This window comes from Lutibacter maritimus, assembly GCF_900116115.1.
GTDB lineage: Bacteria > Bacteroidota > Bacteroidia > Flavobacteriales > Flavobacteriaceae > Lutibacter > Lutibacter maritimus.
Genome location: NZ_FOZP01000002.1, coordinates 436696 through 450148 on the forward strand (window position 1 = coordinate 436696; position 13453 = coordinate 450148).

10 protein-coding genes are annotated in these 13453 nt (G+C 30.4%); 6 read left to right on the forward strand and 4 right to left on the reverse strand.

Annotation, left to right across the window (positions count from 1 at the left end; genetic code table 11):
* Positions 1–2: 2 nt before the first annotated feature.
* A complete protein-coding gene (locus BM335_RS05160) occupies positions 3–1028 on the reverse strand; it encodes a S66 peptidase family protein (RefSeq protein ID WP_090223875.1) in 1026 nt (341 codons plus the stop codon).
* Positions 1029–1171: 143 nt separating this feature from the next.
* On the opposite strand from BM335_RS05160, the gene metG reads away from it, so the two are divergent.
* The 5 genes from metG to BM335_RS05185 all read left to right on the forward strand — a co-directional run bounded on the left by metG (position 1172) and on the right by BM335_RS05185 (position 6420).
* Positions 1172–3238 (forward strand): methionine--tRNA ligase, encoded by a 2067-nt coding sequence (gene metG / locus BM335_RS05165; RefSeq protein WP_177219159.1) that lies wholly within the window; start codon positions 1172–1174, stop codon positions 3236–3238.
* Positions 3239–3381: 143 nt separating this feature from the next.
* The gene (locus tag BM335_RS05170) at positions 3382–3948 is read left to right on the forward strand and encodes an RNA polymerase sigma factor (RefSeq protein ID WP_090223881.1); all 567 of its coding nucleotides are present in this window, start codon (positions 3382–3384) and stop codon (positions 3946–3948) included.
* The gene (locus BM335_RS05175; protein WP_090223883.1) at positions 3935–4642 is read left to right on the forward strand and encodes a hypothetical protein; all 708 of its coding nucleotides are present in this window, start codon (positions 3935–3937) and stop codon (positions 4640–4642) included. The genes BM335_RS05170 and BM335_RS05175 overlap by 14 nt, the downstream gene beginning before the upstream one ends.
* 14 nt (positions 4643–4656) lie before the next feature.
* Positions 4657–5712 carry a hypothetical protein gene (locus BM335_RS05180; protein ID WP_090223885.1) on the forward strand — a complete coding sequence of 352 codons (1056 nt, stop codon included), beginning with the start codon at positions 4657–4659 and terminating at the stop codon, positions 5710–5712.
* Between the two features lie 105 nt (positions 5713–5817).
* Complete coding sequence (locus BM335_RS05185; protein WP_090223887.1) at positions 5818–6420, forward strand: hypothetical protein; 603 nt, start codon at positions 5818–5820, stop codon at positions 6418–6420.
* On the opposite strand, the gene BM335_RS05190 is transcribed toward BM335_RS05185, so the two are convergent.
* Complete coding sequence (locus BM335_RS05190; RefSeq protein WP_090223890.1) at positions 6417–7349, reverse strand: hypothetical protein; 933 nt, start codon at positions 7347–7349, stop codon at positions 6417–6419. The genes BM335_RS05185 and BM335_RS05190 overlap by 4 nt on opposite strands.
* A 147-nt stretch (positions 7350–7496) precedes the next feature.
* Here BM335_RS05190 and BM335_RS05195 point away from each other — a divergent pair, with 147 nt between their 5' ends.
* Entirely contained in the window at positions 7497–9620 is a 2124-nt protein-coding gene (locus BM335_RS05195; protein WP_090223892.1) for a Tex family protein, read from the forward strand.
* Positions 9621–9675: 55 nt separating this feature from the next.
* Here the strand turns inward: BM335_RS05195 and BM335_RS05200 are convergent, their stop codons facing one another.
* Positions 9676–10494, reverse strand: a complete 819-nt coding sequence (locus BM335_RS05200) for a BT1926 family outer membrane beta-barrel protein (RefSeq protein ID WP_090223894.1) — start codon at positions 10492–10494, stop codon at positions 9676–9678.
* Positions 10495–10580: 86 nt separating this feature from the next.
* Entirely contained in the window at positions 10581–13055 is a 2475-nt protein-coding gene (locus tag BM335_RS05205) for a hypothetical protein (RefSeq protein WP_143102382.1), read from the reverse strand.
* Between the last annotated feature and the right edge of the window lie 398 nt (positions 13056–13453).

Below are 13453 nucleotides of genomic sequence, written 5' to 3' on the forward strand. Positions count from 1 at the left end.
TTTTATTCGCTAAATTTTACAACTGAAAATTCTTTAGTAACATATAAATCAACTTCTCGGCCTAAAATTAAAGCATTGTTTTCAACATCATGCCCTGCAGGAAAATCAAATAAAATTGGAAAATCGTATTCTTTAGTAATATCCAAAACCAGTTCTTCAATAGTTTGCCCCCAAGGTGTAGTGTTTTTTCTAATTTTGGTCATTCCTCCAACAATTAAACCTTTGCAATTATCAAAATATCCAGCACGTTTTAAGGCATATAGCATTCTATCAATTTGATAATGATATTCACCAATTTCTTCAATAAATAAAATTTTATTATCAGTGTTTATAGAAGATTTTGAACCTAATAAACTTTGTAAAATAGATAAGTTTCCACCAACAAGTTGTCCTTTTACGTGCCCCATTTTATTATAGTTTGATTCTTTTACAGAATAGGTTAGTGGCTCTCCAAACAAGGCTTTTTTAAAGGATGCAATAGAAGGTTTGTTTTTTTCTTCGTTAAAATCCATACTTGTTCCTAATATTGCGTGCAAGGTTTCAAAACCTAAATTATGTAAATGGCTATGTAACACTGTAATGTCAGAATATCCAATAATCCATTTCGGATTTTTTTTAAAATTTGTAAAATCAGCAGCATCAATAATTCTTACAGTTCCGTAACCACCTCTGGCACACCAAATTGCTTTTACGTTTTTATTGTCAAGTACTTCTTGAAAATCGTTTAAACGTTCTTGATCTGTACCTGCAAAATGATTTGTTTGGTTAAATGTATTTTTTCCAATAATAACGTTTAAACCCCAACTTTCTGCCAATTCTTTAGCTTTTAAAATAGGCGATTTATCTTTAATAATTCCTGCAGTTGCTACAATTGCAATGGTGTCTCCAGCTTTTAAGTACGGAGGTTTTATCAATTTATTAGTCATTTTTTGAAACTGTTCTTGATGATTTGTTGTGTTTGAAAAGGCATAATAAAAAACACTTAAAATTAAAACCGTGCATAGCCATATTTTATTTCTGTTTAACATACCAAGCGTTTTTTAGTAAATTTAATATAAATAAGCAGATTGTCAAATAAATCAAATACAATCATTTTATTATAAAACAGTGTTTAAACAACTATTAAAATCAACAATAATGCCTATTTTTGTGCTTTCTTAAATAAATTTTGATGAACAATTCAAAAAGATATACAATTACAGCGGCATTACCGTACACAAACGGACCAGTTCATATTGGGCATTTAGCAGGAGTTTACGTACCAGCAGATATTTATGCACGTTATTTACGCAACACAGGAAACGATGTAATTTACATTTGCGGATCAGATGAACATGGTGTGCCAATTACTATAAAAGCTAAGAAAGAAGGTGTTTCACCACAAGATATTGTAGATAAATACCATGCAATAATTAAAAAGTCTTTTGAAGATTTTGGAATTTCATTTGATAATTATTCTCGCACATCGGCAGAAGTGCATCATAAAACAGCTTCAGAATTTTTTAAGAAATTGTATGATGAAGGTAAATTTATTGAAGAATCTACCGAACAATTATACGATGAAGAAGCAAAGCAATTTTTAGCAGATAGATTTGTTATTGGAACGTGCCCAAAATGTGGAAACGAAGAAAGTTATGGCGATCAGTGTGAAAAATGTGGAACAAGTCATAATGCAACAGATTTAATCAATCCAAAATCTGCAATTACAGGAAATGTACCAACAACCAAATTAACAAAACATTGGTATTTACCATTAGATAAATATGAAACTTGGTTAAGAGAGTGGATTGTTGATGGTCATAAAAATGATTGGAAAACCAACGTATTAGGGCAAGTAAAATCTTGGCTAGATGATGGTTTAAAACCACGTGCAGTAACTAGAGATTTAGATTGGGGAATTCCAGTTCCTGTAGAAGGAGCAGAAGGAAAAGTATTGTACGTTTGGTTTGATGCGCCTATTGGATATATTTCATCAACAAAGGAATGGGCAGCACGTGAGGGAAAAGATTGGGAACCATATTGGAAAGATAAAGACACCAAATTAATTCATTTTATTGGGAAAGATAATATTGTATTTCATTGCATTATTTTCCCAGCCATGTTAAAAGCCGAAGGAAGTTTTATTTTACCTGAAAATGTACCTGCAAACGAGTTTTTAAATTTAGAAGGCAATAAAATTTCAACATCAAAAAACTGGGCAGTTTGGCTGCATGAGTATTTAATAGATTTTCCCGAAAAGCAAGATGTATTACGTTATGCTTTAACAGCAAATGCACCAGAAACTAAGGATAACGATTTTACTTGGAAAGATTTTCAGGCACGTAATAACAACGAATTAGTGGCTATTTTTGGCAACTTCATAAATAGAGTAGTGGTGTTAACCAATAAATATTACGAAGGAATTATTCCAGAGCCTAATGAATTTAGAGCTATTGACGATGAAACTTTAGAGCAATTACAAAAATTCCCAGCCATTATTGCAAGTTCAATTGAACGTTACCGTTTTAGAGAAGCTTCACAAGAAATGCTAAATTTAGCCCGTTTAGGAAATAAATATTTAGCTGATGAAGAACCTTGGAAAGTAATAAAAACAGACCCAGAACGTGTTAAAACCATTATGTATGTGGCTTTACAAATTGCAGCAGGTTTGGCTGTTGTTGCAGAACCATTTCTACCATTTACATCAAGTAAATTAAAAGGAATATTAAATATCACATCAAGTGCAGACGAAATATCTTGGGAAGATATCGCTAAAACTGATGAATTAATTGCTGTCAATCACAAAATTGGACAAGCAGAATTATTGTTTGCCAAAATTGAAGATGAAGAAATTCAAGCGCAATTAGATAAATTAGAAGCAACAAAATTAGTTAACGAAGCAGAAAATAAAGTAGTAGAACCACAAAAAGAAACCATTCAGTTTGATGATTTCACAAAATTAGATATGCGTGTTGGAACCATTTTAGAAGCTGTAAAAGTGCCTAAAACTAAGAAGTTATTGCAACTAAAAGTAGATGTTGGTTTAGGTGTTAGAACCATAGTTTCTGGTATTGCAGAATCTTTTTCGCCTGAAGAAATTATTGGTCAGAAAGTAACTGTTTTAGTAAACTTAGCGCCACGTGTTTTAAAAGGAATTGAAAGTCAGGGAATGATTTTAATGACTGACACGCCAGATGGAAAATTAGCATTTATAGCTCCTGAAAATGATTCCGTTGCTAATGGAGCGCAAGTGAGTTAAAAATTTTGCAAATTCTTACACAAGAAACAAAAGCAATCTTCTTTAAAAGGAGGTTGCTTTTATGTTTTATATTTATTTAAATTAATCTTTGTCAACCTTAGCACAACTTTTGCGTCTATGTTAATGTAAGACGTTTTTAAAATATGCTTAAAATAATAAAACCAATTTCAAACGATTCAAATTTAATTAAGCAATCACTTAAAAGTGATCGAAGAGCTCAACAACTATTGTTTGATAAATATGCTCCTAAAATGTTGAGTGTATGTAAATTTTACATAAAAGATCTTCAACAAGCTGAAGAAATTATGTTAAATGGTTTTTTTAAAGTATTTACAAAATTATCAACATTTAAAAACGAGGGAAGTTTTGAAGGTTGGATTAAAAGAATTATGATTTGGGAAAGTATTTCTTTTTTAAGAAAAAGGAGCAAATTGGTTTTTGTAGATGACATGAGTTATTTTGAAGAAGCGGAAGAAATAGCTACAGAACCTTTAATAGCTATTGAAGATTTACAAAATTATATTGATGAATTACCAGATGCTTGTAAAGTAATTTTTAACTTATATGTAATTGAAGAATATAAACATGCAGAAATTGCATCACTGTTAAATATTACAGAAGGAACATCAAAAACACAATTATTCAGAGCTAGAAAAGCATTGCAAAAAATGCTGGAAACAAATAAAAAAAAGTATCATGAATTATCATAATAATCACTTACAAAAAAGGACCATTCAGCCAAGTGAAGATGCTTGGAATACATTAGAAAAAAGATTATCCGATTTTGAAAAAACTAAAAAACAAAATAAGTGGACTTTTTTAAGATATGCTGCAGCTATTATAATTTTTGTTGCTGTTGGAGTTTATTTTTTCGGAAATAAAGAAAAACAAATTGAAATTGTAGAACAACCAGTTTTAAAAGTTAAGGAACATAAAATTCAACCTAAAATTCAAGAAAATCAAAACGTAATTGCAACTTTAGAAGAAGAAATACCAAACAAATCTGTTCAAAAAACAAAAGTTAAAAATGCTATTAACATTCAACAAAGTAATCAATTAGCAGTTTCTAAAATATCAAATAAGTCTGAAATGGTAGTTAATACTCAAACTTTAGGAATTGACACTTTAGAAAATCAAAAAATAAAAGAATTTGTTGCTCTTGTAGAAAATATAAAAAAAGAGAAAGGTGAAGTAACAGATTTAGAAATTGATCAATTATTAGTTGCTGCTCAAAAAAGTTTAATAACAGCTCGTAAAGCTGGGCAGAACAATAAATTTAATAGTGCAGATTTGTTAGCGGATGTTGAATATGATTTAGATAAAGATTTTAAAAATAGATTATTTGAAGCTATTGTAAATACTTTAAAAGAGCCTAAAAATATATTTGTAATTAGAGACAATTAAAATAAATTAATAAGATGAAAAAAATAGTAATTTTCGTATTCCTTATAGGAAACTGTGTGTTGTGTCAACAAAGTTTTTCTCAAGAAAAAACATCATATCAAAATAAATTAGAAACATTAAAATTAGAAAAAGAAAAAGTAGTAACAAATGAAAAAGAAGCTTTAAAAAAAGAAGTTATTGCAATTAATAAAAAATTAGAACAAGGAGAAATTTCTGTTTTAGAAGCTGATAAACTTAAAAATGAAGCAGCACAGTTACACGCATTAAATATTGATGACAGATTAGCAATTATAGAAAATTCAATTTCATTATTAAAAAGAAATAATGAAAACCAATTAGCTGAAACAAATGAATATACTAAGGTTTCAATTGAAATTGGTAGTAAAGATGGGTTTTTAAAAATAGATGATAATAGAAGTAGAAATCAGAAAGATATAAAAACGTACTCTAATCTTGTAGTAGCTTTTGGGCTAAATAACTCCATTATTGAAGGGCAAAACTTAAATGATTCTCCTTACAAAGTTGGTGGAAGTCGCTTTTTTGAAATTGGTTGGGCTTGGGATACTAGAATGTTTGAAAACACAAATGCTGTTAGATTTAAATATGGGGTTTCGCTTCAATACAATGGCTTTAAATTAAAAGATAATATGTATTTTGTTGAAAATGGAAATCAAACTGTTTTGGAAGAGTTTCCGGATGATTTAAACAAATCAAAATTTAGAATGACCAATTTAGTTTTTCCAATTCATTTTGAGTTTGGGCCATCCAATAAAATTGAAAGAGAAAATAGTTTTAGATATTCTAGAAACAATAAATTTAAAATTGGAATTGGTGGTTATGGTGGTTTTAATATTGGAAACCTTCAAAAACTTAAATACAAACAAGACGGTGATAGAATAAAAGAAAAATCTAGAAAAGATTTTAATACCAATAATTTTGTATATGGTTTAAGTGCTTATGTGGGTAAAGATGATGTGTCTTTGTATATTAAATACGATTTAAATCCAATCTTTAAAGACGCTACAATTAAGCAAAACAATATTTCACTTGGTGTGCGATTTGATATGTAATTATTTTAAAATAAAATAAAACAAAAAAACCAGTGAATTTAATTTTACTGGTTTTTTTGTTTTATTTGTAAATGAAATTCAGTTAATTTAAAAAATAGTATAAATATGATATTAAAAGCCTCAGTGATTACTAATTATGTTTCTCTAGCATTGATGTCAACTTTTACTTTAATGGCAGTTGCTAACAACCAAATAAGTGTTTTTTATATTGTATATTTATTTTGGTTTGATGAAATTTTAAGAACGGTTTCTAAATTTGTTTTTTATATTTTTAAAAAACAATTTATTCAAAATCAGCTGGTTTTTATTAGTAATATTAAAAGTAAATTTTTCTTATTATTTGTCTATTTTGTATTTATTGTTATTTTTTTTGGATTTATAATTGATTGGAAAAATCAAGATTTAATTCTTATAAATTTTGAAGTATTATTATTTCAAAGTTCCATGTTTAATTTTACGCTAATTACGTTTATTGTTAGGGAATTGTTTTTGTTTTTTAAAAATGAATACGAAACTGTTTCTGGTAATATATTACTATCAAAAGGAATTATTGTACTTCATATTTCAATAATCATTGGAATGCTTATATGGGGTTTTCTCCCAAAAAACTTTTATGAAAACTCCAATTCAAATATGTTATCAGCCATTGTTATAGTTCCTTTTTTACTTTTAAAACTTTTTTTCGAAATAAAAACTTCAAAAAATTAGTTTGGTTTTAGTTCGTTGTATATTTTTTTGCAGAAATTTAAAATAATACCATCATCAGCTAATTTGTAAATATTATTTTTATCATCTTTTAGTATTCTTACGGTTACATAAAAACCATTGTTTTCAGCATTCAGTTTTTGATCTATTTGGATAACCCAATATGAATTCACTAAAAAGTTTGAAAATTTTGTGATAGTTTGTACAGGCGTTTTTTTCCGATAGAGTTGTTTGTTTTTTACAGTAAAAAAATCTATTTGTTCTAAATTTCCATAGGTGTCATATTTATATATTTCGTGATCAAAAATTCTTTTTCGTCCTATTTTTGATATACTAATAGTTTTAATTGGCAGATAACCATTAAATAATTGTATAATTGTTCCCGTTACTTCTCCTAATGCATTATAATAAATTTTTTTGCTATAATCTTTACTCAGTATTTCTTTTAGTATTATATAATCTTCAAAATCATCAAATGTTTCAATAAAATTTGGTTTTATACAGTTTTCGTAGTACAGTTTTTGTGTTATTTTTTTTGGTGAATCTCCGTACCCTTTTTTTATAATAACTGTTGAGTTTATTGAATCGTATTCATAATTTATAATGTCTTCAGTATAACCAAATTCACTAGTGGTCTTTTGTGTTTCTGATAGCAGCGTAGATTTGTTATAGTTAAACAAAGTGGCGTTATTAAATGCTGGATTTGTAGTAATTTGATAATGTTCAGTTAAAAAACCATTCATAAAAAAGAGTTCTTCTGAACTTTTAAATTGCAGTTCATCCGTTTCTCCGTTGTAACTAAATATTCTAGTAAATGTATATGTAATAGTGCTGTCTAAATAGAAATCTGTAGTTGTTTTTTTTTGTGAAAAAACATTTAAGTAAAGTGTAATTAAAATTATAAATGCAATTTTTCTACGTATATAGTTCACGCTATTTTTTTATTTTAAATGTATGTTATTTTATAGCTATAAGATATACGTCATTTATCGTATTTTTAATTTTATTAGATTCTAATTTATTTATAATTCACTATTTAATTTTGTTAATAATATCTTTGCATAAATAAAATTAATAACATGCAATTAATATCTTATATAGCTAGTAATACTCAAATTTCAACGAATAGTATTTTAAATACAGTACAACTTTTAAATGAAGATTGTACCATTCCATTTATTTCACGTTATAGAAAAGAGCGAACTGGAAATTTAGATGAAGTTCAAATTGGTGATATTGTTAAATTTAAAGCTCAATTTGAAGAGTTAGAAAAGCGAAAAGCAACTATTTTAAAAACATTAGAAGAGCAGGAGGTTTTGACTAATGAATTAAAACAAAAAATTGAAGCTACAACAGATTTAACCGTTTTAGAAGACATATACCTGCCATATAAAAAGAAGCGCAATACAAAAGCTGAAATTGCACGTAAAAATGGCTTAGAACCTTTAGCTAAAATTATAATGAGTCAGCGCGCAACAGATATTGATTCTATTGCTGAAAAATATTTGAATAGTGAGATTGAAAGCATAGATGTTGCTCTAGAAGGAGCGCGTTTTATTATAGCAGAATGGATTAACGAACGCACTGATGTTAGAAACAATATACGTTATCAGTTAGATAGATTTGCAAGCATTAATACAAAGGTTGTAAAAGCTAAAGAAGACGATGAAAAAGCACAAAAGTTTAGAGATTATTTTGATTGGTCTGAAACTTTAAATCGTTGTCCATCACATCGGTTATTAGCAATTTTAAGAGCAGAAAAAGAAGGTTTTATTCGTGTTAAAATACAAATTGATGATGAAAAAGCTGTAGCTAAAATTGAAGACAGAATTATTAATTCCAACAATGTTTGTACACAGCAAATAAAATTAGCTATTCAAGATTCTTACAAACGTTTGTTATTTCCAGCATTATCTAATGAAATTTTAAACGCATCAAAAGAAAAAGCCGATGAAAATGCCATATTAGTTTTTGCAAAAAACTTACAGCAATTATTATTGGGTGCACCACTGGGTGAAAAAAATATTTTAGCAATTGACCCAGGTTTTAGAACCGGCTGCAAAGTAGTTTGCTTAAACTCACAAGGTGGTTTAGAATATAATGAAACTATTTATCCGCACGCTCCAAAAAACGACGCTATTGGAGCAATGAAAAAAATTAATAGTTTAGTAGATGCGTATAAAATTGAAGCCATTGCTATTGGCAACGGAACTGCTTCGCGTGAAACGGAGCAGCTAATTAGAAAAATGCGTTTTAATAAAGATGTGCAGGTTTTTGTGGTAAGTGAAGCTGGCGCAAGTATTTATTCGGCGTCAAAAATTGCAAGAGATGAATTTCCCAATTTCGATGTTACTGTTAGAGGAGCCGTTTCAATTGGTCGTCGCCTAGCTGATCCTTTGGCTGAATTAGTTAAAATTGATGCCAAATCTATTGGCGTTGGTCAATACCAACATGATGTTGATCAAACTAAACTAAAAACGTCTTTAGATTCCGTTGTTGAAAGTTGTGTAAATTCTGTGGGAGTTAATGTAAATACGGCAAGTGCCTCTTTACTAAGTTATGTTTCTGGAATTGGACCTAAATTGGCAGAGAATATTGTGAAGCATAGAAATGAAAAAGGCGCTTTTACTTCTAGAGATGCAATTAAAAAAGTTCCTAGATTAGGTGATAAAGCTTTTGAACAAGGTGCAGGGTTTTTACGAATTAAAAATGCAAAGAATCCTCTAGACGATTCTGCAGTTCACCCTGAAAGTTATGAAGTAATTACTAAAATTGCCAAAGATTTAAAGTTAAATGTTTCTGATTTAATTGGAAATAAACAAGTTCTTCAAAAGGTTGAGTTGCAAAAATATTGTTCAAAAACAATCGGTTTACCAACTTTAAAAGATATTATAAGAGAGTTGGAAAAGCCAGGTTTAGATCCACGTAAAACAGCTAAAGTTTTCACATTCAACCAAAATATTAGAACTATTAACGACTTGCATGAAGGACAACTATTGCCAGGAATTGTAAATAATATAACTAATTTTGGATGTTTTGTTGATATTGGAATTAAAGAAAGTGGTTTGGTACACGTTTCTAACTTGTCTGATACATTTGTGAGTGATGTAAGTTCAATTGTAGCATTGCATCAACAAGTTATAGTAAAAGTAATAGCTGTAGATATTTCAAGAAAACGCATTCAGTTATCAATGAATTACTAAAAAAAAAGAGGCTATTAAAATAGCCTCTTTTTAGTTTCTTATAATAATCTACAAGTTAGAATTTAAACCCAAGTTTGAAAGAAAATTGAGCAAAGAAAGAAACAGTATTGTTTTCAGATTCAAGATTCATTAATCCTGGACCTGGAGTTTTTACACTAACAGCATAAGTGTATGAAACTGGTTTAATATCAAAACCAAAGAATACATCTTTAGCAACATAATAATCAACACCAGCAACAGCTTGTACACCAAATGCAGTAATATCTGCGTGACGAGCACCTAAATCAGTAATAGTAACATTCCCTAAGTTGTCAACAGTTACAGTTGGATCATACAAAGATTGTCTTGCATAATCAAATGGTAAAGCAAATCCTAAATAAGGAAATAATCTATCATTTTTTGTTTTAAATAACCATTGTCCACCTATAGTAGCTGTAACATCAATATTTTCAGAAGAATCAACAGCAGCATACGCAGGAACACTTGAATTTGGTACTCCAGGAATAGCTAATACTGCAGGTGTATTACGCATAATTGCCCCACCACTAAGTGTTAGCGCAAATTTATTACCAACGTAATATCTACCTTCAGCTCCTATCATGTTTGTAATACTATTGCTGTTCGCATTTACGGTATTATCGTAAGGTGACGTTCCATCAACAGTACTAGGATAAGAATTAGGTACAACTAAACCACCATTTAGATATGCTCCTCGTCCAAAAACCATAGCGGCTGTAAAGTCTCCTTTTTGTGGTGCGAATATATTCGCATGACTACAAGGATCTTCTTTACAAACGTGGTCTGAATCTTTATCTTGAGCATTAACACTTAGTGCTAACACAAAAATAAAGCATAAAATTAAATATTTTTTCATATGTTTTAGTTCTTTAAGAGTTCTTATTTTGTTTAATAAAGGGCTGCTGTTTTTGCAGCCCTTTTTTTAGTTTCCTAAAGAATTTTTTAGCTAGCTAAAGCAGCATCCATTAATGCTTTGTATTTAGCAGCAATTGCTAAAGCATTTGCATGTCTTGCAGTTAAAGTAGCGATTTTAGCTTCTAAGTAAGCAATATAAGCAACATCAGCATTAGCATCAACTTGAGCAGAAGCTAAAGCTTGTTGAGCAACTTCGATGTCATACATAGCATCTTCTAAATCAGACTGTAAATCAGCTAAATCATCAGCTAAATCATCTAAATTTCCAGAAGTATAAGCATCAATTAAGTCTTCGTTTAAGTCTAACTCATTATTTAAAGCAGTTTCTTGTTGCTCTAATGACCAGTAAACTTGCCATTCAGCGATAATTTCTGCGTGTAAGTCAGCATATAATGAACTTAAATAACCAGTGTTAGCAACATACTCATCGTATTCTGCTTGTAAAGCATCAACAACAGCTTGTTTAGCATCAATGATAGGTTGGATAGCAGCAATTTCTGTTGTCCAATCAGCGATATCATCATTAGCATCATCAATCCATCCTTGGATATCTTCTTCAGTAGTAGCTTCAAAAGCAGTTAAATCAGCATCAGCATCAGTTAAATCAGTGTTAGCGTCAGCTAAATCAGTTGTTGCATCAGCAATTGCATCAAGAGCGTCATCATTAGCTATGATAGCAGCATCAACATCAGCTTGAGCAGCATCAACTACAGCTTCAGCAGCAGCAACTAGCGCTAATTGATTTTCGTATAAATCTTTTTGGTGATCGTAAACTAATTGTGCAGCAGCTAAAGCATCTCCAAAATTATCAACGATATCTTGTTCAACAGCCACAGCGTCTTCTAATGGCTCAATTGCATCAATTGCAGCAGTTAAAACATCAGCAGCAGCTTCTAAACGATCTGATTTAGTTCCAGCAGCAATATCATCACCACCTACATTGTAGTAGTCACCAGGAGCTAAAGCACCAGCACTTGCATCAGCTAAGAATGCAGCATATGTAGCATAAGATCCAGTTACGTTTAAACCTGCACCAGCAGTTAAAGTTAAAGCATCAACGCCATTATCAGTAGCATTTACAACTCTGTAAGAATCAGTAGGTGTTGTTGCATCAGCATGTAAACCTACAGCACCATTAGCTCCTCCTTCCCATACAAAACCTGTAGGGTCAGCTTCAAAAGCAGCTTTTTTAGCATCATAATCAGCTTGAGCAGCAATTAAGTCAGCTTGAGCAGCAGCTAAATTAGCTTCAGCAGTAGCTAAGTCAGCTTCAGCAGCTGGTAAACCAGCTTCGTAAGCAGCAGTTTCATCAGCTAAATCTTGAATAGCATCTTGGTAAGAAGTATTTAATCCTGCTAATTCTGTATTTAAATCAGCTAAAGCAGTGTTTGCATCAGCTAAAGCAGTGTTTGCATCAGCTAAAGCATCAGCAGTAATATCTTGAGCATCTTCAGCAGCTTCTAATGCATCTTCAGCAGCAGCTACAGCAGCTTCAGCATCAGCTACAGCAGTTTCTAAAGCAGCTAAAGCAGCTGGATAATCAGCTAATTGAGTTTCCCATAAAGCGATATCATCATTAGCAGCATCAATCCAGTCTTCACGATCTTGTTTGTCTTCTTGAGCATCTTCTAAATCACCTAAAGCTTCCATATATCTGTCAACAACTTCATTTCTTACGCCGTTTTGATCATATATAGCCATGATTTTGTTGTATTGCTCTTGCATAGTAATAGCTAAAGCATCTAATTGAGCTTGTAAATCATCACTATCAGCTTCTAAAGCAGAAACCATAGCTTCTGGAGTTGAAGGATTAGCAATGTAAGCTTCCATATCAGCAATTGCAGTTTCAATGCTAGCTTTCTCAGCTACAGCATTAGCAACAGCAGCTTCCATTTGAGCTAAATAATATGCAGAAGAAACATAGTTACTTCCATCATAAGTTAAGAAAAGGTTTGCAGCAGCTAAATCAGCTTCAGCATCTAATTTGTCTTCTAAAATACTATTAGCAGTATTCATAGCACTTGCATAAGCATAAGCATACTGAGTAGCTAATTGCGCACCAGCAGCTTCTAATTGAGCCATTAAATTTGCCATTTGAAGTTCAAAATTAGCTTGTGCAATTGCAGCAGCATTTTCTTGAGCAGCAACATTAGCTGTTGTTTGAGCAACTAATAACATCATTTGTTGTTCGTGTACTAAAGCCATATAAGCTGTATCTTCTTCTTGTGCAGCTGTTTCTGCATCAATTGCAGCAGCTTGAGATAGAGCAACTTGAGCTTGCGCTTCTAAATAAGCAGCTTGCGCTTGTTCTGCTTGTGCTTGCGCAGCTAATAAAGATGCTTCAGCATTTTGTACTGCAGTTTGTGCAGCAATTAAATCAGCTTGAGCTTCGTAAATAGCTTCTACAACTGGAGAGACTTCGTTGTCAATACAAGATGTAAAGCTAACACTGAATAGGGTAGTCATCATCAGAACTACCGACAATTTTTTTAAATGTTTCATTTTGTAACTTTTTAATTAATATTCTTTAAAATTTAAATAGGTTAATAAACTTGTGTTATTACAATTAGGGAACAAAACTACACATATAATTTTTATTATGCAATATTTGAATTAGTAAAACTCCTTAATTTTTAATGCTAAAATAGTAATATTTTTGATTTACTGTACATAAATCATTAAAAAATAATTAGTTATGTTTAAAATTGAATAATTATATATGTTAGGTAAATGATTTAATTGTATGGTTATAATGCTATATTTTGCATATTATTACTGTAATTATGACATGTATTTTAATTATTATTGGTTTTTTATGAGTTGTTAGCTTGTTTTTATGATAGTTTTTATTTTTTTATTAGATTATTTATAAAAAATTAATCATTTTTTTTCTAATACTG